Here is a 21,180-nt window from a genome sequence, read left to right on the forward strand (position 1 = left end):
CTCTTCTTTGATGACCGCCGTGGCCCCGGGTGGGGCCACGACGAAGTTGGGTTTCGCACGCGCCAAGTGGTGGCGCGATGATGCTTTCGAGCTTTGGTTGTGCGTTGTTGGGTGGCGGATGCGCGGTTCTAGATCTGGTCGAGCAACCCCTTAGTAAGCGCGGGGACCAGACCGGGTGTGAGTGGCAGGCGGGGGATTAGCAGGCAGTGCAGCAGGTGGTAGATGTCCTGCTTGCCGTTCCAGACCAGGCTGGAGACCTCGTTCTTCTCGTTCAGCTCCTGCCACCAGGATCCGGTCTCGTAGTCGATCAGGTAGTCGCGGCAGTAGTCCCAGAACTCCTGGTAGTAACTGGCGTACTTGGCGTCGCCGGTCACCTGGTGCAGGGCGTAGGCCGAGCCGATCGCCTCGACGATGACCCACCGGATCCGCGAGCGGATCACCGGCTTGCCCTCCCAATCGACCGAGTAGACGAAGCCGGGGCCGCCATCGGTCGACCAGGCGTCACGGACGGCACTGTTGAACAGCCCCTCGGCGTCCTCAACGAGCCAGACCGGCGGGGTCTTGCCCTCGGCCAGCATCGTGGCGCGAAGCTGCACCAGGAGGCGGCCCCACTCGACCCAGTGACCCGGTGTGCCACCGAAGGCGCGGAACCGATCGCCGGGCGCGTCCTTGTTGTAGTCGAGCATCGGATTCCATTGCTGGTCGAAGTGCTCATTGACTCGGTAGTGGTTGCTTCGGGCCACCTTGTGGATGAGCAACGAAGCAATGGAAATCGAGCGGTCCAGCCACACGTCGTCGTGAGTGACGTCATGGAGGATCAAGAACGCTTCGACGGCGTGCATGTTGGCGTTGCCGCCACGGTAGTCGTCGCACTCGGTGAAGGCCTCGTCCCAGTTGTCCACACACATGTTCTCCGTGTCGGACCAGAAGTGGGTGTTGACGACGTCGATAGCCAGGTCGAGCAGCTCCCGCGCGCCGGGAATGCCGGCGGCGGTCGCGCTCGCCGCACCCAGCGCGACGAACATGTGCGCGTAGGCCTCCTTCTTGCGGTCGACGACCTGATCGCCCTCGTTCGCCACCGAGGCGAACCAGCCGCCGTTCACGCGGTCACGAAGGATGCCGTTGGTCAGGCACTCGATGCCGTGGGCGGCCAGGCTTCGTGCCCCCGGGCGGCCCAGGACGGCCGCCGCCGCGTAGGTGTGAACCATCCGCGCGGTGATCCACAGATGAGTGCCCATCTCCTCACGGATGCCGCCGGTGTTACTGATCCAGCCGAAACCGTTGGAAACCTTACCGTTGCGCCCGAACTCGAGGATCCGGTCCAGTTCGGTCTCGAGCCAGCGGTTGTGTGCCGGCATCCCAATCCAGTTCAGGAGTGGATTCATCACGTCTTCCTGGGTGACCTGGGTGCTGATCTGCTCCGTGGTGGTCATCAGCGGGCCGCCAGAGCTTCGTCGACGATCTCGCCGAGTCGCTTGAGCCGCGGCACCGAGACATCCCGCAGCATGGTGGCGGGGTCCGTGGCCCCCACGACGGATGCCCAGACGGCGCGGCCGGACAGGAACCCGGAGGCACCTGCCGAGACGGCGATGCGCACGGCCTTCCCGAAGATGTCCGCATCGACTCCCGAGGAGAGGATGACCCACGGCATGTTCAGCTCACCGTCAAGCCGACGGCATGCGTCGAAGAGCGTCTTGTCGTCGGCCTGTGCCCCGTAGGGCATCTCGCCTTTGTAAAGGTCGGCTCCGGTGTCGCCGAGCTCGGTGGCGGCAGCGATGATCGCGGCTTCCTTGTCGAAGTCTGCGCCGCGGCGGGGAGGCCGCACGACCGGCTCGATGATGCTCAAGAGTCCCGCGTCGCGGCACATCGCGCCGAATTCGGAGACCATCGCCACCCGCTGCTCGGCCGGCTCGTCGGAGCGCCACAGAACGAGCAGCTTGAGCGCCTTCACGCCAGCTGCCCGAAGAGCCGCGGGGTCGATGGCGCGGTCGATCTGCACGCTGTCGACAGGGATTCCGTTGCCGGGCAGGAAGTCATCCGCGGCAACAATGAGCCCACACGTCGGGTCGACGGCGTCGGCGGCGAGCACGGCGTCATACGAGAACTGCCGGTCAACGAGGACACCCGATGCGTACGGGCTGATGATCCGGGTTGCCTGCACCTTGAAATCAGTGAGGGTCTGGTCGCTGACCGGTGTTGCGGCGCCGGCGGCCGCGAACATGTTGCGGAGCGCCTCCCGCTGGTCAACGGCGAGCATCGCGAATCCACCTGAGGGGCGTGCGATGTCCTGCAGCGTGGCTGTGGGGGTCGTGAGGGTCGGTGTGGGGGTCATTTTATGGTCTCCTATGAGTTCGAGTTGTGGGTGAGCACGCCGCGCTCTGGTTGCCCGACGTAAAGCTGGAAGAGTTCATCAAGGGTCGGCACGGCGCTGCGTCCGTCGAGGGCGCGGCAGGACAGCGCCGCGGTGTCATTGGCCTGCCGAAGTGCCTCAGGCCAGTCCAAGCCGCGGCAGATGGCAGAGAGCAAGGCGCCGTGGAACACGTCACCGGCACCCAGGGTGGACATGATCTCGATTCCGCCCGATGCCGGCACGTGCACCCGGCCCGGGTTGGTGACTTTCGCGAATTCCGCCGACCACCAGGCCGTCGATCCATCGGAACCGCTCGTCGCAACGACCGCCCGGACTCCCTCAGCGAGCGCAAGACCGGCAGCCTTTTCGACGCCCTCAGCAGTTTCCAACTGGTCATACTGCGCAGCCAGCGACGCGGCTGTGGGGACGTAAAGGTCAAGCATGGAGATATCAAGCCCTGCAATCGGGTTGCCGGCGTCGACCGCGAGGCGTGGACGACTCGGGGGACTCATCGTGCCGAACAGTTCGGCGACGGGGCCGAACCCGAGGTGATCGACATGAACCCACTCGGCCGCCGTGACGAGCTCAACCGCCCTGGAGCCCATGTCAGCGAGCGACGGCAGTGGCGGAACCGTGAGAGTGGAAATTGCACGCGTCTTGGATTCTTTTGCAACCACGACACACGACGTTTGAGTCGGAGCGCCTGGATCGCGCAGGACACCTGAGACGTCGACGCCCTCCATCTCGAGCAGCCGCACCGCCTGCTCACCCTCCGGGTCGGCACCCACGCGGCCGACAAAGGCCACCGAAATGCCTTGGCGTGCGAGCACAACGGCGGCGTTAGCTGCCGGCCCACCCCCCACAATGGCGATCTGGTCACCAACAATGCGTTCGTCCGCGGCCGGGTATCGGTCCACGAGCGCCAGGACGTCGATGGTCACGACTCCGACGCAGACAACCTGAAACAGACTGGGCATCCTTGCTCCTCCCAAAAGTAGCGCGAGGACCGGGTCGCCACTGATTCTGGGTGACTCGCTGCGCCAGTTGTTGACTCTACCCCAGTTTGTGCGAATACAAACACAAAGATCTGTTGGTTTCGCAACAAACTCGCGAATGGCGGCACGGAAGCAGGCGCGCTGCGCTCCGCCACGGGCATGCAGTTGCGGCGTTTGTCCCTGAATGCGGCCCAGCGGCGGGCCAAAGCACTGGAGCACGAATTTGTGAAGAATGTTACATTCGTGCGTTTCTGATCGTTGGACAAGGCTTTCGACCAGAAGTCAGCGTAATAAGTGCACACTTCATGCGCGAGACAGAGCATTCCTGCGCGGAGGGGACCGAGAACCCCTCGATCAAATGGGGACCTTCAGTGGCGAAGTGTCGATTCAGAATGACGCAGCGTTAGTGCGCTCTGACTCATCGGGCAGAACGATCTCGATGCCGTCCGCCTGGAGTCGCTCAGCAATACCAGCGGGCGGTTGGCGATCCGTCACCACAGCGGACAGCCGGCCCCAGTCGCAGAGAAAGACCGGCCCGCGAGCCGAGAACTTCCCGTGGTCAATCAACAGCACGACACGGTCAGCGATATCCATGAGTTCCAGTTTGACGAGCCTTTCGACATCCGCGGAGGCATACACGCCACGCTCGTCGACTGCTGCGGCAGCCAGGTAAAAGGTTCGGACACGGTAGCGGTGCGCCATTTCGACGGTTGCCGAACCGACGAGGGCGCGGCTTGCACGGTGCAAGTCACCACCCAGCGCGATCACAGTTACGGCGGGCTGGTCGAGGAGGCGGTTGACTACTGGGAGCGAGTGGGTGATGACCGTCCCATGAAAATCTGAGGAGAGAGCTCGTGCGAGCTCGATCGTCGTCGTGCCGGCATCAATGGCAATCACGTCATCGGGCAGCACACACGCGGCCGCGGATTGGCCAACCGTTCGTTTGGCAGCATTCCGGGCGCTCTCTCGTCCGTTGTATCCCGGAGCATTCGGATCGTCATCCGTTTCAGCACGTCGAAGCCGAACGCCACCATGCACAGCGACCGCTTCCCCGTCCTCTTGAAGCCGCCGGACATCACGCCGGACGGTCATCTCCGAGACACTGAGGCGTTGTGAAAGCACTGCAATTGAGGCGAAACCAGTCGCGCGAAGGCCTTCAACGATTGCCGCACGGCGCTCGGGTGCCCCCGTATAGCGCATAGGTTGAGCGCTCATTTCGCTGACTTCCTTTCGATTGGACTAACAACTTTAAATCAAACCGGAGGAATTTCACAATCTTCTCACAAACTAGGGCTCTAGTTGTCCCAGAGCGGCAAAGCGATACTTCTTCGTTAACTTGATTCCAATCGTGACTCACCACCGAATTTCTGGTAGATAAACAACACAATGTTGTGCGCAGGGTCCCAAACAAGGGCTATAGTCGAACAGGCAGCGCAGCTCGGTGCCGCATCTTGTGGCAGCCAAGTATTCGCGCTGCTTTTATGGAGGAGCAAGGATGCCCAGTCAGATTCAGTTGCCCACAACGATGAGCCCCATCGTCCCCAGCGACAGCATCGGTTTCGTGGGCCTGGGAGCCATGGGTGGAGCCATCGCCCGAAACCTCGCCAAGGCTGGATGGGCTATGCGCGTGTTCGACCTGTCCGGCCCGGCGATTGACCGTGCTTGCGGGGCCGGTGCCGTCGCTGCTCTCTCCGCGACGGATGCTGTCACCGGGTCCGCTGTGGTGTTTACATCGCTACCAACACCCGAGCTGGTGGAGAAGTTTTGGGTTGAGCAGGCCCCGAATCTCGCCGCCGGTTCCATTGCGGTCGATCTTTCAACGATCGACCCCACGACTTCTCGTCGAATCAGCGACATGATCGCATCCTCCACGTCCGCGTCCTTCGTTGCCTGCACGGTGGGCAAGACGCCGGCCCATGCCGAGAAGGGCGAGATTCCCGCCTTCGTTGGCGGTACTCCCGAGGACATCGAGCGCCTCTCTCCACTGCTGAAGGTGCTATCGAACAATGTCTACGACATGGGGTCCGTCGAAGGAGCCACGATCTTCAAGCTCGTCTCCAACCTTGTCGGGATGAGCAACCTCGCAGTCCTCGCGGAAGGGTATGTCCTCGCCCGACGCGCAGGGATTCCCGCTGACATGTTCACGGAGGCACTGCGTACGACCGGGGGCTGGTCTGTTCAGGCAGACCTCCGTCTTGATTGGTTGGTCGAGGACGACCTCGCCCCAAGGTTCGCAGTCGACATGGCTGCCAAGGACTTGCGACTCTCGGTCAACGCCGCCGCCGAGTGGCACGTCCCAACCCCCATGGCCGCGGCCTCCCTGTCCGCATTCACTACTGCAAGTGCCTCCGGCCACGGTTCACTGGATGCCGCCGCAATCGTTGAGCCACTCGACCCACAGCGGGTGGCTCGCGGGAATCGCGCCGCGAGGTAAGCGGTACGAGGGCGTCCAACTCTTCCGGCTCGCCCGAGGTGAACATAACGAGGCCGGTGGAGGCGCCGTCGGTGCTGATGAGGTGCAGCGAGACCCGGGAGCCAGCGGCTGACCCGCCGCTGAGTTTCGACGGCGCCGTTCACGAACCAGCTTCGTACTTGAGAGGGCGCACGTCCTCTCTAACCCATCAAAAGCACTGCAAAACGAAGGGGACAACATCGCCGATTCGAGCCTCCCAAACATCTTCAGAGCAAGTGGACAGGCCGGCACTTATGCTCCCCGGGGTGACAGCTCGTCGGGTGTCCGACCTTCGCGGCCGCCGAACTCCATGTCGCTGAGGCCGCTTTCAGGAACCCAATTCGTTCTCGAGGCCTACGGGTACACCGCCTCGATCGCGAGCATCGGCGCGAGCCTTCGATCGCTTCAATATCACGGGCGTAACCTCATCGTGCCGTTCGATGCAAACGAGGTGCGACCCTTCTTTCGCGGCGCCATCCTGGCACCGTGGCCGAACCGAGTCGTGGATGGAAGGTACACATTCGGTGGCGTCGAGCAACAGCTCAGCATCACCGAGCCATTGAGGGGACACGCGATACATGGGCTCGTGGCCTGGCTGAACTTCACTGTGGTTAGGCAGACGTCCGATCGGCTCGTCCTACAGGCAACCGTCGAGGCGCAACTGGGGTACCCCCACCAGGTGACGATGGAGGTGGAGTTTGCGCTTGACGCCGGGGGCCTTCGAACGACAGTGGTAGCAGTGAATACCGGGCCGACTGCCGCTCCTTTTGGTGTTGCCGCGCACCCCTACCTCGTCGCCGGCGAGGGCCGCGTCAACGACTGGACGCTCGAACTCCCGGCCCGGCAAGTGTTGACAGTGACTCCAGACCGTCTCATTCCCCTGCGCCTTCGTGCCGTCGATGCCGTCGATGCCGTCGATGCCGTCGATGCCGTCGATGCCGTCGATCTTGCAACCTTTGACTTCCGCACGCCACGGGCTATCGATGACACGTTCATCGACCACGCCTTCACAGGCCTCGACCGGGACGAGGAAAACACAGCGACAGTTCGAGTGACGACGAACGCGGGCAGTGGAGTGGCGCTGAGCTGGGGTACTGAATGCCCCTGGGCACAGGTGCATACGGCCGACAAACCCATACCCTCGATTGACAGGATTGGACTAGCCGTCGAACCAATGACCTGCCCGCCGGATGCCTTCAACTCCGGAGTGAACCTGAAGGTCCTTGAGCCAGCAGACTCCACACGCGCTTCCTGGACCATTCGAGCAATCGACTAGCTAGGCGAGGTCTCTCCCGAATTGAAGCGACAGGCACCAACAACTGATCAAGCTGTCACACCCTCCTTCAGGCATACAGGAAGCCGAACACCCGCTCCGTGCCTGAAGGGATTGGACGGCTCTCGCGCACTCAGACTCGGCGTCGACGTTGCACAGAGATTGCGATTCCGTGCTCAGTCACTGGACGCATCGGGCCGGAAGGCCATCTCGGCCGCCCGCAACGCACGGGTAGGTCCTCAGTCGCAGGGGACTCGACACACATGTCGTCACGCGAAACGGGCGAGCCCGCTGCCTACGAGGCCAGAGGGATCGGTTCGATCAATCGCGGGTCCTCGCTATAGATGGTGCGGACATTGTTGACCACCCGGGACACCGGGTACGCCGTCACGGTCTTGGCAACAGCGACGGAGCTGCGGTCCAGCATTGAGAGCGCCTCTTCCTTGTCGCTGATCTTCTCCGGGCTCAGCCAGCGGCCCCACACGTCCGGGGTCAAGAACACGGGCATGCGGTCGTGGATCTCTCCGGACGCGTCACGAGCAGCGCGCGTGATGATCGTGAACGAGATCTTCCACACGTCGTCCTCCTGGCGAGCCGCGTAGAGGCCGGCCGCCGCCAGCACATCGCCGTCACCGTGGAGGAAGTAAGGCTGCTTGCCGTCTTCCATCTGCTGCCACTCGTAGTAGCCGGCCATGGGCACCAGGCACCGTTGGCTGGCAAAAGAGCTGCGGAACATGCCGTTGCTGGCCACCGATTCCAGTCGTGCGTTGATGGGGGCGGGGCCGCCCGGTTTTGCCCAGCCCGGTTTCAATCCCCACGACGCAAAGTCCACGTCCCGCTGCACTGTTTCTTCGTGGATCCATTCGCGCACGATGGGTGCCGAGTCCGTGGGGGCGACGCTGTACGAGGGCTCCCAATCCGCCGCGTTGGAGTTGGAAGCGTCGAAGAGGCTCAGCAATTCGTCTGACGTGTTGGGGACCACGTATCTGCCGCACATGCAGTTGAAGCTAGCTCTCCCCCGGCCTCGTCAGCAATGGGATCGTCCTGTTCCCTTCTGAGCGCCACCAGGAAGAGGGACGTCAAGCGAGCCGAACAATCCTGCACTCTGGGCAACACCAGTAGGGGCCTTCATCTGTGCCCTCAATCGCCATGGGAACCAAGCAGCGTTCGCAGTTCGGCACACCCAGGTCGTCGTCCATGACGGCCACACTACGCGCGAACCCGTGCTTGGCCTCGAGATCCGCCACCAGACTGATCTGGGAGTAGTCCCAGGGCGCGCGCTCGACGGTAGAAGGTAGCTACGAGATTGTCTTCGCGGACTGGGCCCTCAGCCAGCCATCCGTGGTCTCGCCGTTGAACGTGACCTCAACATTCGTTGCAATCATTTCGATCTTTGTGCCGTCCTGCCATCCGACTGCATCGGACTCCCTGACGAACGCCATCAGGTCGTCGGCTCCATCTTGGGCTTTCAGCAGGACGAAGTACTCTCCTGTGGCCGGGGAGCTCATCCACAGGTCGGACATGAACAACTCGCCAGTCACCCGGAACTGATCCCCGACCTTGATTCCACCCATCTCGCCGGAGTTGAGTTTATTGAGCAACTCATCGACGGTGATATCAAGACGGTGCTCGGATTTGTTGCGATGAGCGCAGTCGCGGCATTACTCAAGAAGGGTTTCCCGACCAAGCCCGGATCGGTCTAACTAAGGCATGCATAGTGTTCCTGGCTGGAAGCCGCAAGCTCCGCTCATTCCGCAGTCAGTTCGGGCTGTAGGCGCTCCACGAGCCCATAAAGGGCTGACGCGCGGAGTTCGTCGGCTCGGGCGGTAGCGGTAAGTGAAACTCCTCGTGTAGCGGGTCAGTGCGACAGCGTGCTCTCAGGCCACTGCACCCACCCGAGCGCTGCTAAGCGCAGAAACTTGCCACCAAACAGGTCAGATCCCGGGTTCATTGGGTAGATCATGGCTGAATCTCAACCACCGTCGGATTCTGAGACGGCGAACAACACCCCGATAGCATTCAGTCATGGATCAGCGATATCAAGTTTTCATCAGCTCGACTTTCACCGACCTCATTGACGAGCGCCGCGAGGTCATGCAGGCGCTACTCGAGATGGACTGCCTGCCGGCCGGCATGGAGCTGTTCCCCGCGGGCAACACTGACCAGTGGTCGCTCATCAAAGGCGTGATCGATCAGAGTGACTACTACCTCGTAATCCTCGGTGGCCGGTATGGCTCAATGACCGAAGAAGGTATCAGCTTCACCGAGATGGAGTACGACTACGCAATCGAGCGCGGTATCCCCGTGATGGGATTTGTCCACGCAGACGCTGACGAAATTGCGGCCGGCAAGACGGATAAAAATGAAGCTGCGGCGGGGAAGCTCGCAAAGTTTCGCGCCAAAGCCCAGACCCGGATGACCAAGGACTGGAAGAACGCGGAAGATCTCGGCTCAAAAGTCACGCGTGGGCTCATCCACCTCATCAAGAACAACCCGCGACCGGGATGGGTGCGCGGCGATTCAGCAATGACGCCGGAGACCCGCGCCGAGATCGCAGAGCTCGAAGCGAAGATCGCCAAGCTTGAGAAGAAGGAGCTAGAGACCGCTACCACCGGCGCTTCGCACATGAACGACGCCTACGCCCATGGTCAAGAAGAGGTAGAACTCTCCATTAAGCACGAGGGCTACGCATACGGCCGACAAGAAGAGGACGGCGACCTCACCTATACGTGGGATGAGATCGTAGATGTTTTGGGACCGTTCATGATCGACGAGGCTCCTGAGCCCGCACTTAGAAAAACGCTCAATAGTCACATGCTGAGCGAGATCCAAGGCGACCCGAAGAGCTGGTCTACCGGCTGGTCACACGAGTCTGCGGAGATTTCGGATAGGTCATGGGGTGCAATCATCGTTCAGCTAAGGGCACTTGGCTTGATCACCATAGGCACCAAGAAGCGCACTGTCAGCGACAAAGCGGTGTATTGGAAGCTAACACAGGCCGGAGATGACTATCTCGTCTCCCTCCGCGCAGAGATCAGCAGCGTCATCAAGATCTAGTGGGGCGCTAAAATTCCAACAGGCAGAAGCTGTCCAGCAACGTCTTCACATGGCACGCGCAGCTTCTCAACAGCCGCCAGACGTGCAGCCAGGTTACGTCGGTCCTAGCCAGCGGTGGTTGCGGGGGTGACGTGTCCAAGCCCCTGTGACACGACCGAAAGATCAGAACCGGACTCGAGCATGTTGCCAGTAACGGTGCGTCGTAGGTCGTAAGGCTTCACGTCGTCACCAAAACGACGAGTCGCTGCCTGAGCGACGTTATTGGTCGCCATACGCTTGGCGACATCAGCCTGAATCGGTAGCCTGCGGGTGATGGGTGTGATCAGTGGTCCGTCATCATCGCCGCGCATAGCGATCCAGGCCCGAAACACAGGATCATCGACGCCTCGCCGAAGCAACGGCGTCCAGGGTCTAGTTCGACGTTTGCGCTGGTCTGAGATCAGCAAACCTTGGGCCGGTTTGCCCCACAAACCGCAGTCACCACGACAAATCAGTGACCCACCTTATAACCCGACAGTGTCCCCAGACACTGCCGTGAGGTGGCTGAGCGAACTCGTCTTCATGGCCGCGTCGAGGTCTGACTCGACCGAGCTCGTGTCACCAATGGCCAAGCCGGGCAGCAGGTCACCGCCGTCGCCGGGCAGATCGCCCGCGGCGGTCGTGAACAGGGTGCGCAGTTCCCCGGCCCAGCCGAGCCACCAGGGTGGTGTCACGAGGAGCTCGGGCGGACCACGCCCAAACACCAGGGCGGATGCCGCATCCCCGGCCGCCGTGAGCCGAAGGGTGGCGTCCAGCCGCACGACACTGCCGATCTGAAGCGCGGTCGTCTGTCCGCTCGCAGTCTCCGCGAACACGACCACCGGAACCGACAGACCCCGCCCAGCACCCTTCCGGGCGACCTCGCCCTGCTCGATCCCGGTCAGGGTGCCGCGGAAGCGCACCCGGGCGGACGCTCCGGAGTCAGAGCCAGCCGGGCCGAAGAGTGCGGGAGCACCGAACGACTGGGTCTGCACCGGGATTGACGCCACCGTGAGGAGCACGGTCACTGACTCCTGCCGGGCGGCGCTCTCCCGCACGGTTTCCGGCAGCCGCCCGGGCGCAGCGACCGTGACCGCGGATGCCATCAGCGCGGCCGCAGCGCAACAGACCAGGCCGACACCCCAGGCCGACACCCCCCGGGCGCGGACCAGTCGACGCGCCACAACCAGACCCACGCCCAGGGCGGCGGCCCATAACGCAGCCTGAGCGCCGGGTGCCCACCCGGGGAAGGCGATGAGCAACCAGGCCGCCAGCCAGGCGGTCGCCGCGGGGAAAACCAGGCGCAGGTCGAGCCCGGTCATGCCGTGATCCGGGCGGCGAGCTACGATGTCGCGCGTAAAATCCATATCGGGAGGCTAGGTGCGCCCGCGGCTCCCCCCGGTGGCCACCGGAATCTGTGCCCGGTTGACGCGGGACCGGGGGTGTGGAGGCGTGCCCGGTGACCTCGCCGCCGGTCCGCGGCGACGGAGCGGCTCGTCAAAAACGACACGCTTCAGCCCGCGAGCAGGCCGCCGACAGCGCCCATTGCCGCCAGTCGGTCAGTTTTCAAGCACCGGATACGCCCGCCGCACCGATGCGTCAGGACTTCAGGCACCCTCCGTTCACGGCCACTCTCACACGGTGATCAGGGCTCTGAGCCCCTCGAACGTCTTCTCACCGATACCGGTGACATTGCGCAGGTCCTCGACGGCCGCGAACGGCCCGTTGGCGTCGCGGAAGTCCAGAATGCGCTGGGCCATGGCCGGGCCGATGCGCGGCAGGGTGTCGAGGTCGGCCAGGCTGGCCGTGTTGAGGTTGACCAGGACCGCCGGGCCGCCGCCACCTGGGTCGGATGCGCCGCCGAGGGATGCACCGCTGCCCGGCGGCGGTCCCTCGGGGACTTCGCCGAGCTGGGGCAGGTAGAGCTGCTCGCCGTCGCTGACCTTGCGAGCGAGATTGGTGCCGGCCGGATCGGCGGTCTCGGTCAGCCCGCCGGCGGCGGCCACGGCATCCATCACCCGGGCGCCGGTGGAGAGTTCGAAGAGACCGGGACGCCGCACGGCGCCGAGCACATGAACGAAGATGAGGGCACCGGATGCCGAGGCTGCCCCCGAGGAACTCGGGTCCGGGCCGCTGTCGGCTCCACCGGAACCCGAACCCGCGGTCGGGTGCGCCGGGGACACCACCTGGTGCCCGGCCTGCTGACCGAGCGCGGACACGATTACCGCGGTGGCCAACGCCAATATCAACAGCACGACGGCTGCGCCCACCCCGATGCGCACGCGCGCAGGGGCGCGCCCCTGCGCGCTCGGGGCCAGGCGGTCGAGTGCCGCGATTACCGGGTCAGGCTCCATCCCCGCAGGCTAAGCCGACGGGTGCCGGTCCCCCAGCGGACGGCCGTACACTGTGGGCGGCGCCGCGAGGTGCCGCCCTGGGGAGGCGAGGCAGGCGGTGTTACTGGCCGCGGGTGACGATGCTGACGAGTTTCGGCGCGCGCACGATCACGTTCATGATCTCGCGGTCACCGATCCGGCGGATGACCTCGGCCGAGGTACGTGCGAGGCGTTCCAGCTCGTCACCGGAGATCTTCGGGGACACCTCGATGCGGTCGCGCACCTTGCCGTCGACCTGCACGACGGCCGTGACCGACTCCTCCACGAGCAGGGTTCGGTCGGCCTTGCGCCACTGCACGAGAGCGACACACGGCTCATGGCCGAGGAGCTGCCACATATCCTCGGCCGCGTACGGAGCAAACAGGTTGAGCACCATGGCGGTGACCTCCGCGGCCTCGCGTACCGCGGCATCCGCGGGGCCGACGCCGGTGTCGATCACCTTGCGAGTGGCGTTGACGAGTTCCATCAGTCGGGCGACGACCACGTTGAACTTGAACGATTCGACCAGGCCGGGCGCATCGGCCAGGAAGCGGTGGGTGACCCGGCGGAGACCGGCGTCGCCGGACCTCCAATCGATGTCGGGCGTACTCGTGACGTCGCGGGCGACGCGCCAGGCGCGGGCCAGAAACTTGGCGGAGCCGACCGGCGAGACATCCGCCCAGTCGATATCGTCTTCCGGCGGTCCGGCGAAAGCCATGGTGAGCCGTACCGCGTCGACGCCGAACTGGTCGACCTCCTCGGTGAAGTAGACCAGGTTGCCCTTGCTCTTGGACATCTTGGCCCCGTCAAGGATGACCATGCCCTGGTTCAGCAGAGCCGTGAACGGCTCGGTGAAGCTGACATAGCCGAGGTCGAAAAGCACCTTGGTCATGAAGCGCGCGTAGAGCAGGTGCAGGATGGCGTGCTCGACGCCACCGACATACTGGTCGACGGGCGCCCACTTCTCGGCTTCCTTCGGGTCGAACGCCTTCGTGTCGTCGGTGGGGTTCAGGAAGCGCAGGAAATACCAGGAGCTGTCGACGAAGGTGTCCATGGTGTCCGCGTCGCGGCGTGCGGGGGTGCCGTCGATCGGGTTGGGCACGTTGACCCAGTCGGCCGCGCCGCCCAGCGGCGACGTGCCCTTGGGCTTGAGGTCGAGGCCGTCGGTGGGCGGCAGCAACACGGGAAGCTGGTCTTCCGGCACGGGGATCTCGGCGCCGTCCTGGCCGTGGATGATCGGAATCGGCGTGCCCCAGTAGCGTTGACGGGAGATGAGCCAGTCACGCAGACGGTAGTTCTTGGCGGCGCGGCCGGTACCGTCGGCGGCCAACTGCTCGATCATGCGCTTGATCGCGGTGTTCTTGCTAAGGCCGTTGAGCGCGCCCGAGTTGATCAGGCGGCCTTCCCCGGTCAGTGCGATGCCAGTGCGAGCCGGGTCGAGGGAGGTGAGCTCCTCGGTGCCGTCGATCATGTCCTGCGTGATCACGGGGATCATGCCGGTGACCGCGGCGGTCGTGTCGACGACCACGACCACGGGCAGGTCGAAACGGCGGGCGAAGTCGAGGTCGCGTTGGTCGTGGGCCGGCACTGCCATCACGGCACCGTGGCCGTAGTCGGCGAGCACGTAGTCCGCGGCCCAGATCGGCAGGCGTTCGCCGTTGGCCGGGTTGACCGCGTAGCGCTCGAGAAACACGCCGGTCTTCTCCCGGTCGGTGGCCTGACGCTCGATCTCGGTGCTGTTCTGAACCTGTACCAGGTATTCCTGGAACCGTTCCTTGACGGTGGGCGAGGCATCCGCGACCAGCTCGACGGCGAGGTCCGCGTCGGGGGCGACGACCATGAAGGTCGCTCCGTAGAGGGTGTCGGGGCGGGTCGTGAAGACGCTGATGCGCTCCTCGCGGCCTTCGATCACGAAGTCCACGTCGGCGCCGATGGAGCGGCCGATCCAGTTGCGCTGCATGTTGAGCACCTTCGCCGGCCAGGTACCCTCGAGCTGATTCAGGTCGTCGAGCAGGCGGTCCGCATAGTCGGTGATCTTGAAGTACCACTGGGTGAGCTTCTTCTTGACCACCACGGCGCCGCTGCGCTCCGAGGTGCCGTCGGCGAGCACCTGCTCGTTGGCGAGGACGGTCTGGTCTACCGGGTCCCAGTTCACCCAGCTGTCCTTGCGGTAGGCGAGGCCCTTCTTGTACAGCTGCAGGAACAGCCACTGGTTCCACTTATAGTATTCGGGGTCGCTGGTGTGCAGCTCGCGGGACCAGTCGAAGGATGCCGCGTAGAGCTTCATGCTCTTCTTCTGCTGCGCAATGTTGTCGTAGGTCCAGCCGCGCGGGTCGATGCCGCGCTTGATCGCGGCGTTCTCCGCGGGTAGCCCGAAGGAGTCCCAGCCGATGGGGTGTAGCACGTTGAAGCCCTGCTGACGCCAGTACCGGGCGACGATGTCGCCGAGCGCGTAGACCTCGGCGTGGCCCATGTGCAGGTCGCCGGAGGGATACGGGAACATGTCGAGCACGTACTTGCGCGGACGAACGTCGTCGGGATCGTTCGTGCGGAAGGGGTCGAGCTCTTCCCAGATCGGCTGCCACTTCGCCTGGATGGCGGCGAAATCGTAAACTTTTTCTTCGCTGTCCTGGCCGGTGCGGGTGTGGTCGTACTCGTGTGCCACGTGACTCTCTTCGTTGCAGTGGGGATTGCGCCAGCAGGCACAGGGCCGCGCGGAGGCGGCGTCCAAGCTCTTAGGTTACTAAACCTGGCCCCGGCCCGTGGCGGCGCCGGATTGAGGAACGCCGAGGACGGCCAGGAGCGCCGCCGCTTTCAGCCGGGTTTCCTCGATCTCCTCCAGCGGATCGGACAGCGCCGTGATGCCGCCGCCCGTGCCGATGGAGGCCCCGTCCGGACTGAGCACGATGCTGCGGATGACCATGGCCAGGTCGACCGCGCCGTTTCGCCCCAGATAGCCGAAGGCCCCGGCGTAGAGCCCGCGCGGTCCGCACTCGAGGGCGTCGAGGATGGTCATCGCACTGATCTTGGGTGCCCCGGTCATGGACCCGGCGGGGAAGCAGGACGCAACGGCATCCACCCCGGTCAGCCCCGCGGCCAGGCGCGCCTCGACCGTGCTGACCAGCTGGTGCACGTGCGCGTAACTCTCCACGGCGAGCAGGTTCGTGACCTGCACGCTGCCGAGCTCGGCGATCCGGCCGAGGTCGTTGCGCATCAGGTCGACGATCATCAGGTTCTCGGCGCGCTCTTTGTCGCTGCCCTCGAGCTCGTCGCGGAGCTCGCGGTCCCGGTCGGCCATCCGGGAGCGCGCCCGAGTGCCCTTGATCGGCTTCGTGGTGATCAGGCCGCCCGGGGTCACGGTCAGGAACTGTTCCGGGGAGGCGCTGAGCAGGGCGGTGTCCCCGAAACGCAGCAGCCCGCCGTGGTGGCTGGGACTGCCGGCGCGCAACGCCAGGTAGGCGTCGACCGGATGCGGCCGCACGTCGACCAGGATCTCGTTGGTGAGGCAGAGCTGGTAGGCGTCACCGGCCCGGATGAACGCCTGGCATTCCTCGATCAGCTCGGCGTAGTGGTGCACGTCGTGCCGCCACCGGGCTGCGCCGGCAGCGGCAACGGGGCCGGCAACGGCAACGGGGCCGGCAACGGGGCCGACAGGCCACGTGACCGGCCGGGTCGCGGATGCTGCGGGCGGCGGCTCCGACGTGGCGAGAGCCTTGAGCACGGCATCGGCCCACACCTGCGGGGCATCCGTCGCGTCGCCGGAAGCGCGGCGAGCGAGCGCCCTGACCGTGCGTGCCGCGTGATCGAACACCAGCACTTGGTGCACCTCGAGCAGGGCGGCATCCGGGTAGTGGGAGTCGTGCACGGGCGTGCCGAGGGTCTGGGCGCCGAGTTCGTAACCGAGCCAGCCCACCCAGCCCAGCCGAAAGCCGCCGGTATCGTCGGTGCCGGTATCCTCGGTGGCATCGTCGGGGAAGCCGGCCGGCTCCGCTCGCAGGAACTCGAAGATCGTCCCGGGTGAGAGGTGGCCCGGCACGGACGGATCGCCGGCGACCGAGACCGTCACGGTCCCCTCCGGCACCGAGGCGGTGACGAACCGGGACCCGGGCGACGCAGACCCAAGATAGCTGAGGCCGGTTTCGGCGCCGTTGCCCGCATCCAACCAGAACGCGTACGGGCTGTTGCGGTAGAGGGTGTCGAAGACGCGGGCCGGATCCCACCACTCGGGCAGGAGGATGCTCTGAGTCGGCCCGGTCACACACCCAGCCTAGGTGCCCTGATTCTCCCCGGAGTGCAGCGATCTGCCGCCCCGGCCGCACGCTTGCCGAACTCGGTGCCGTGTCTCGAACGAATTCGACGGAGATTCTCCGGAAAAACGGCTTTTCCCGTGTGTCTGCGCCCCATCCGGGCAAAATCTCCGTCGAATTCGTTCGGACCCACTCATCTGGGTGCCGGGACAGCGCCCACGACCCCACCGGGGACGCAGTGGGGACGCCGCCCGCGGGCGGCGTCCCCACCTTTCTCCGTCAGGTGCTGCAGCGTGGCTACTTCACAGCGAGGCTGCCCTTGAACTGGAGCCCCGTCGAGCCGGAGCCGCCGCCCCTGGTCGTGCCGTTGACCGCGGAGGTGGTCTCGCCGAACGTCATCGTCGTGTGGGCGATGGCATCGGCCATCTGCTCCAGCACCTCCGCATTGATGTTCGTGATGTCGTCGCATGCGGCGTGGTAGCAGGCATCGTACGGTGCGCCGGCGACGCCACCGTAGGTGACCGCCTCAGCCTCCGTCATCAGGTCTTCCGCACCGGTGAAGAGCCCGCCGGCGGGAATGCCGTTCTCGATGAACCCGAAGTAGTCGGACCGACCGTCGAACTCGGTGGGTTCTACGGCCAGCCCCTGCGAGGCGAAGTAGTCCAGGAAGACCTTCTCGACCAGCGCCGACCCGTTCGGGCCGGTGGTGCCGAAGGACGAGCCGTCACCGTCGTAGACGAAGCGCACAAAGTTCGGCGACGCGACCATGTCGAAGTTCAGGTTGACGGCATGCGCCTTGATCTGGCGTTTCGTCAGCTGTGACACGTAGTACTCGGAACCGACCAGTCCATCCTCCTCACTGCCCCAAAACGCGAACCGCACCCGGTTGGTGGGTGCGCTGCCGGAGGCGGCGAGCTGGATGGCGGTTTCCAGGATGGCGGCGCTGCCGCTGCCGTTGTCGTTGATTCCCGCGCCCTCGGCGACGGAGTCGAGGTGCGCTCCGGCCACGACCGTACGGTCCGCGCGACCGGCCGAATCGGCCAGGATGTTGAAGGATTCAGTGACGGTGACCTCAGCATCCACGGCCAGCCGCACGGTCGGGGCAGGCTGCCCGGCCAGAGCCGCGCCGAGCGCGAAGGTCGTTCCGATGACCGGAACGGCGGTCTGCGGGGCGTCCAGAGTGCCGTTGACGATACCGAGGCGGTCGTCGGCGTTGCCTTGGTTGAAGATGATCACGCCGGCGGCGCCGGCCGCGATCGCATTGTCGGCCTTGACCCGGAAGGTGCAGGTGCCGCGTTGGATCAGGGCGACATTCCCGGCCGTGAAGCCCGCGAAGTCCGCGGCTTCACAGCCGCTGGTCGAGGCCCGGTCGCCGACCAGGTTGATGTCGACCGCCTGTACCGCCGCCGAGACCGTGCCGGAGCCGGAGTAGCTCATCGTGGCAAAGTCGGTGCCGGCAGCGTAGGTGGTGGGGGTGGGCGTGAACTGCGCGAACGACTCCGCGTTCAGCACGAACTGCTCATAGGAGTAGGCCTGACGGATCGGCGTGTAGCCCGCGGCCTTAAGCCGCTCTTCGACGTAGACGGCAGATGCCTCGTACCCCGGCGTGCCGGACGCACGCGTGCCGCCGTTGGCGTCCGCGATCTCCTGGAACTTCTCCAGGTGGTCGATGATTCCGGCTGCCGTAACGGCTTCGCGCAGCGCGCCGGTGTCCGTTCCGTTATCGGCGTAGGCGGGCAGCCCGACGCTGACCGACAGGGCCACGGCCGTGCCGATGGCGGCGAGACGAATATTCCGATTCTGTTTCATGAGGGTCCCTCAGACTGGATCGAACGTGGGCCGGTCGTCCTTGAGCGGCCCTGCAGTGACGCTAGCGTATCCCCCAGTCGCGGGGCAAGGGCAGGTCCCCAGCCCCGCTGCGGGTGCACGGCTTAGGCTGTGGGTCGTGAACGATATCCTCAGCTGGATCCTGGATACGGTTTCCAGCGTGGATCCGGTGCTGCGCACCCTCCTGGCCGGACTCGGCATGCTGCTGGAGACATCCGTTCTCGTCGGCCTGGTCGTGCCGGGCGATTCCATCGTGATCGTGGCGAGCACCGCGGTGAGCAACACGGCCGAGTTCCTGGGGCTCGTCGCCGCGGTGATCGTCGGAGCCCTGATCGGCGAGAGCATCGGCTTCGCGCTCGGCCGCCACTTCGGGCCGTGGATCCGGATGAGCCGCCTCGGGCGCCGGCTCGGGGAACGCAACTGGGCCCGGGCCGAGATCTACCTGGCACGGCGCGGCGGCATCGCCGTGTTCCTGTCGCGGTTCCTGCCCGTGCTGCACTCGCTGATCCCGCTGACCGTGGGGATGAGCCCGATGCCCTACCGCACCTTCATGAAGTGGACCGTGCCGGCCTGCGTGATCTGGGCGGTGGCCTACGTGTCGATCGGTTCGGCCGCCGCCGAAGGCTACCGCGAGCTCTCCGACCGGCTCCACTTCGCCGGATACCTCTTCGTCGGCGCGATCGCGCTCTTCGTGCTGCTCGTGTTCCTGGTCAAACGCTGGCTGCACCGCCGCGAGGAGCGACACATGGAACAGCCGGAGCCTCCGGTCGTCTGACCGCATGCTCGGTCGGGCGACCCCTCGTTCGGCTGTCAAGTTCAGCCGGCAGGTCCGGGCACGACGACCCTCGCGGTGATCAGGTCGTCCGGCACCGGCGTGTGTGAGATGAGCAGCACCGCACGGCCGTCCTCCGCCGCCGTGACCAGGATGTCCCGCACGAGCACGTCGCCCTGCGCCTCGTCGACGTTGGCGGTGGGTTCGTCGACGATGAGCACCGCGAAATCCGCCAGCAACGCCCGCGCCAGCGCGATGCGCTGGGCCTGACCGCCGGAGACCAGGGCACCCCGCTCGCCGACCCGGGCGTCGAGGCCCCCACGCTTGGCGGCCCACTCCCCCAGTCCGACCCGGGCGAGCACGGCCTCGAGGTCGTCGTCGGTGGCCGTCGTGCGGGCGAAGAGCAGGTTCTGACGGATGCTGTCGTCGAAGAGCCAGGGACGCTGTTCGCACAGTCCCACCCGGCGACGCACCTCGGCCGGGGCCAGCGTGCGCGCCTCGACGCCGTCGAGCCGGTACGAGCCCGTGTAGTCGAGGAAGCGCACCAGGGTCTGGGCCAGGGTGGTCTTGCCGGCGCCGCTCGGCCCTGCCAGGTGCACGCGGTCCCCCGGCGCCAGGCGCAGGGTGATGCCCGTGACCGCCGGGGTAACGGAACCGGGCCAGCGGGCACCCACGTCGGTGAGTTCGAGCACCGGGTGGGCGCTGACGCTCGTGGTGGACATCGCATCCGCCGGCGCATCCGTCGGCTCGGTTACCGACTCCGCCGGGATCTCCGTGGGGACGCTGGTCGGCACCGCCGTCGCCACCCGCGCGGCGCTGGAGCGCACCTGGCGCCAGACGCCGAGCGCGAGCGGGATCATTCCGAACACCTCGAACACCGCCATGGGCACGAGCACGACCACGACGAAGCCCGGTCCGCTGAGGCCAGCCGGCCCGGAGAGGGCCGGAATGCCGACCTGGAGCGCGGCGACCGTCGCCAGACCCGCGAACAGTGACAGCACGGCTCCCTGCACGCCCACGCCCAGCGACCGGCGCAGGGAGGCCCGGCGCAGCCGGTCGTCGGCCGCCGCAAGGGTGGCCAGGCGGGCATCGAGGGCCCCGAAGGCGCTCAGCACGTCGAGGTTCTCCACCACCTCGAGCACCTCGCCGGCGAGGGCTCCGCGGAGGGGTGCAAGCTGGCGCTCCGACCGGGCGGACAGCGCGCTGGAGGTGACGGTGGCGAGCAGACCGGCAACGAGGAGCGCCAGCGCCAGCGTGACACCGGCGGCGGGGAGAACCAGCCAGACCCCGACCACGCTCACGCTCAAGAGGATCCCCGCCGTGGCCAGAGGCTGCACCACCCGCAGCGGGAAGTCCTGCAGGTCGTCGACGTCGCGCACGAGGCGACTGAGCAGGTCGCCGCGGCTCGTGCCTCCGAGGCCGGCCGGGGAGAGCGGCAGGATCCGGGAGAAGATGCCCACGCGCAGGTCAGCCAGCTGGCGGAATGCGGCGTCGTGGCTGGCCAGACGCTCGAGGTAGCGGAACGCAGACCGGCCGAGGGCGAACGCACGCACCCCGACGACCGCCATCGAGAGGAACATGACCGGCGGTTGCTCGGCGGCTCGGGTGATCAGCCACGCCGACGACGCCAGGAGGGCCACCGCGAAGACCGCGCTCAGCACGCCCGCGGCCAGGCCGGGGGCGAACCGGCGGGCAGGCGGCTGGGCCAGGCGCAGGACGGCGCGCACCTCGGCCCGGCCGGCCGGCCGGGGGCCGGCGATCCCGCTCGCGCTGGGTCCGGAATCAGACATGGGCCACCTCGTGCAGGGCAACGATCT

17 protein-coding genes are annotated in these 21,180 nt (G+C 65.7%); 4 read left to right on the forward strand and 13 right to left on the reverse strand.

The annotated features are described in order from the left end of the window. Positions 1-128: 128 nt before the first annotated feature. The 4 genes from E3N94_RS14760 to E3N94_RS14775 form a co-directional block, all read right to left on the reverse strand. Positions 129-1,433, reverse strand: coding sequence for an AGE family epimerase/isomerase (locus E3N94_RS14760; RefSeq protein WP_277870685.1), 1,305 nt, complete (start codon positions 1,431-1,433; stop codon positions 129-131). Beyond that, positions 1,433-2,332: an aldolase gene (locus tag E3N94_RS14765; RefSeq protein ID WP_134570484.1), complete on the reverse strand. Its 900-nt coding sequence runs from the start codon at positions 2,330-2,332 to the stop codon at positions 1,433-1,435. The genes E3N94_RS14760 and E3N94_RS14765 overlap by 1 nt, the downstream gene beginning before the upstream one ends. Positions 2,333-2,343: 11 nt before the next feature. Beyond that, entirely contained in the window at positions 2,344-3,564 is a 1,221-nt protein-coding gene (locus E3N94_RS14770) for a carbohydrate kinase family protein (protein ID WP_241987138.1), read from the reverse strand. A 168-nt stretch (positions 3,565-3,732) separates the two neighbouring features. Continuing rightward, entirely contained in the window at positions 3,733-4,560 is an 828-nt protein-coding gene (locus E3N94_RS14775) for a DeoR/GlpR family DNA-binding transcription regulator (protein WP_134570485.1), read from the reverse strand. A gap of 280 nt (positions 4,561-4,840) precedes the next feature. On the opposite strand from E3N94_RS14775, the gene E3N94_RS14780 reads away from it, so the two are divergent. Both E3N94_RS14780 and E3N94_RS14785 read left to right on the forward strand, forming a co-directional pair. Beyond that, positions 4,841-5,779, forward strand: a complete 939-nt coding sequence (locus E3N94_RS14780) for an NAD(P)-dependent oxidoreductase (RefSeq protein WP_198416298.1) — start codon at positions 4,841-4,843, stop codon at positions 5,777-5,779. A gap of 328 nt (positions 5,780-6,107) precedes the next feature. Beyond that, positions 6,108-7,073, forward strand: a complete 966-nt coding sequence (locus E3N94_RS14785) for an aldose 1-epimerase family protein (RefSeq protein WP_134570486.1) — start codon at positions 6,108-6,110, stop codon at positions 7,071-7,073. 292 nt (positions 7,074-7,365) lie between these two features. Here E3N94_RS14785 and E3N94_RS14790 read toward each other — a convergent pair whose 3' ends face one another. Beyond that, entirely contained in the window at positions 7,366-8,067 is a 702-nt protein-coding gene (locus tag E3N94_RS14790) for an SOS response-associated peptidase (protein WP_134570487.1), read from the reverse strand. 301 nt (positions 8,068-8,368) lie between these two features. Next, the gene (locus tag E3N94_RS14795) at positions 8,369-8,644 is read right to left on the reverse strand and encodes a hypothetical protein (RefSeq protein ID WP_134570488.1); all 276 of its coding nucleotides are present in this window, start codon (positions 8,642-8,644) and stop codon (positions 8,369-8,371) included. A gap of 451 nt (positions 8,645-9,095) precedes the next feature. On the opposite strand from E3N94_RS14795, the gene E3N94_RS14800 reads away from it, so the two are divergent. After that, on the forward strand, positions 9,096-10,127 hold the full coding sequence (locus E3N94_RS14800; protein WP_134570489.1) for a DUF4062 domain-containing protein: 1,032 nt from the start codon (positions 9,096-9,098) through the stop codon (positions 10,125-10,127). 104 nt (positions 10,128-10,231) lie between these two features. Here E3N94_RS14800 and E3N94_RS14805 read toward each other — a convergent pair whose 3' ends face one another. The 6 genes from E3N94_RS14805 to E3N94_RS14830 all read right to left on the reverse strand — a co-directional run bounded on the left by E3N94_RS14805 (position 10,232) and on the right by E3N94_RS14830 (position 18,573). Further along, on the reverse strand, positions 10,232-10,477 hold the full coding sequence (locus tag E3N94_RS14805) for a tyrosine-type recombinase/integrase (RefSeq protein ID WP_134570490.1): 246 nt from the start codon (positions 10,475-10,477) through the stop codon (positions 10,232-10,234). A gap of 153 nt (positions 10,478-10,630) precedes the next feature. Beyond that, a complete protein-coding gene (locus E3N94_RS14810) occupies positions 10,631-11,512 on the reverse strand; it encodes a hypothetical protein (protein ID WP_134570491.1) in 882 nt (293 codons plus the stop codon). Between the two features lie 267 nt (positions 11,513-11,779). Continuing rightward, complete coding sequence (locus E3N94_RS14815; protein ID WP_134415208.1) at positions 11,780-12,499, reverse strand: helix-hairpin-helix domain-containing protein; 720 nt, start codon at positions 12,497-12,499, stop codon at positions 11,780-11,782. Positions 12,500-12,599: 100 nt separating this feature from the next. Beyond that, entirely contained in the window at positions 12,600-15,182 is a 2,583-nt protein-coding gene (leuS, locus tag E3N94_RS14820) for a leucine--tRNA ligase (RefSeq protein WP_104100007.1), read from the reverse strand. A gap of 78 nt (positions 15,183-15,260) precedes the next feature. Further along, positions 15,261-16,775, reverse strand: a complete 1,515-nt coding sequence (locus tag E3N94_RS14825) for an anthranilate synthase component I family protein (protein WP_134570492.1) — start codon at positions 16,773-16,775, stop codon at positions 15,261-15,263. 286 nt (positions 16,776-17,061) lie between these two features. Then, complete coding sequence (locus tag E3N94_RS14830) at positions 17,062-18,573, reverse strand: M20/M25/M40 family metallo-hydrolase (protein ID WP_134415206.1); 1,512 nt, start codon at positions 18,571-18,573, stop codon at positions 17,062-17,064. A gap of 136 nt (positions 18,574-18,709) precedes the next feature. On the opposite strand from E3N94_RS14830, the gene E3N94_RS14835 reads away from it, so the two are divergent. Then, positions 18,710-19,366, forward strand: a complete 657-nt coding sequence (locus E3N94_RS14835; protein ID WP_104100010.1) for a DedA family protein — start codon at positions 18,710-18,712, stop codon at positions 19,364-19,366. A 41-nt stretch (positions 19,367-19,407) separates the two neighbouring features. Here the strand turns inward: E3N94_RS14835 and cydC are convergent, their stop codons facing one another. Beyond that, a complete protein-coding gene (cydC, locus tag E3N94_RS14840) occupies positions 19,408-21,153 on the reverse strand; it encodes a thiol reductant ABC exporter subunit CydC (RefSeq protein ID WP_134570493.1) in 1,746 nt (581 codons plus the stop codon). Positions 21,154-21,180: the final 27 nt, after the last annotated feature.

The organism is Cryobacterium sp. Sr3 (genome assembly GCF_004402835.1).
GTDB classification, from domain to species: Bacteria; Actinomycetota; Actinomycetes; order Actinomycetales; family Microbacteriaceae; genus Cryobacterium; species Cryobacterium sandaracinum.

What these genes read in the sequence shown, in the direction of transcription:
- E3N94_RS14760 (WP_277870685.1), bottom strand. Translation starts at nt 1,433, where the DNA reads ATGACCACCACGGAGCAGATCAGCACCCAGGTCACCCAGGAAGACGTG.
- E3N94_RS14765 (WP_134570484.1), bottom strand. Translation starts at nt 2,332, where the DNA reads ATGACCCCCACACCGACCCTCACGACCCCCACAGCCACGCTGCAGGAC.
- E3N94_RS14775 (WP_134570485.1), bottom strand. Translation starts at nt 4,560, where the DNA reads ATGAGCGCTCAACCTATGCGCTATACGGGGGCACCCGAGCGCCGTGCG.
- E3N94_RS14780 (WP_198416298.1), top strand. Translation starts at nt 4,841, where the DNA reads ATGCCCAGTCAGATTCAGTTGCCCACAACGATGAGCCCCATCGTCCCC.
- E3N94_RS14785 (WP_134570486.1), top strand. Translation starts at nt 6,108, where the DNA reads ATGTCGCTGAGGCCGCTTTCAGGAACCCAATTCGTTCTCGAGGCCTAC.
- E3N94_RS14790 (WP_134570487.1), bottom strand. Translation starts at nt 8,067, where the DNA reads ATGTGCGGCAGATACGTGGTCCCCAACACGTCAGACGAATTGCTGAGC.
- E3N94_RS14795 (WP_134570488.1), bottom strand. Translation starts at nt 8,644, where the DNA reads ATGGGTGGAATCAAGGTCGGGGATCAGTTCCGGGTGACTGGCGAGTTG.
- E3N94_RS14800 (WP_134570489.1), top strand. Translation starts at nt 9,096, where the DNA reads ATGGATCAGCGATATCAAGTTTTCATCAGCTCGACTTTCACCGACCTC.
- E3N94_RS14805 (WP_134570490.1), bottom strand. Translation starts at nt 10,477, where the DNA reads ATGCGCGGCGATGATGACGGACCACTGATCACACCCATCACCCGCAGG.
- E3N94_RS14810 (WP_134570491.1), bottom strand. Translation starts at nt 11,512, where the DNA reads ATGGATTTTACGCGCGACATCGTAGCTCGCCGCCCGGATCACGGCATG.
- E3N94_RS14815 (WP_134415208.1), bottom strand. Translation starts at nt 12,499, where the DNA reads ATGGAGCCTGACCCGGTAATCGCGGCACTCGACCGCCTGGCCCCGAGC.
- E3N94_RS14830 (WP_134415206.1), bottom strand. Translation starts at nt 18,573, where the DNA reads ATGAAACAGAATCGGAATATTCGTCTCGCCGCCATCGGCACGGCCGTG.
- cydC (WP_134570493.1), bottom strand. Translation starts at nt 21,153, where the DNA reads ATGTCTGATTCCGGACCCAGCGCGAGCGGGATCGCCGGCCCCCGGCCG.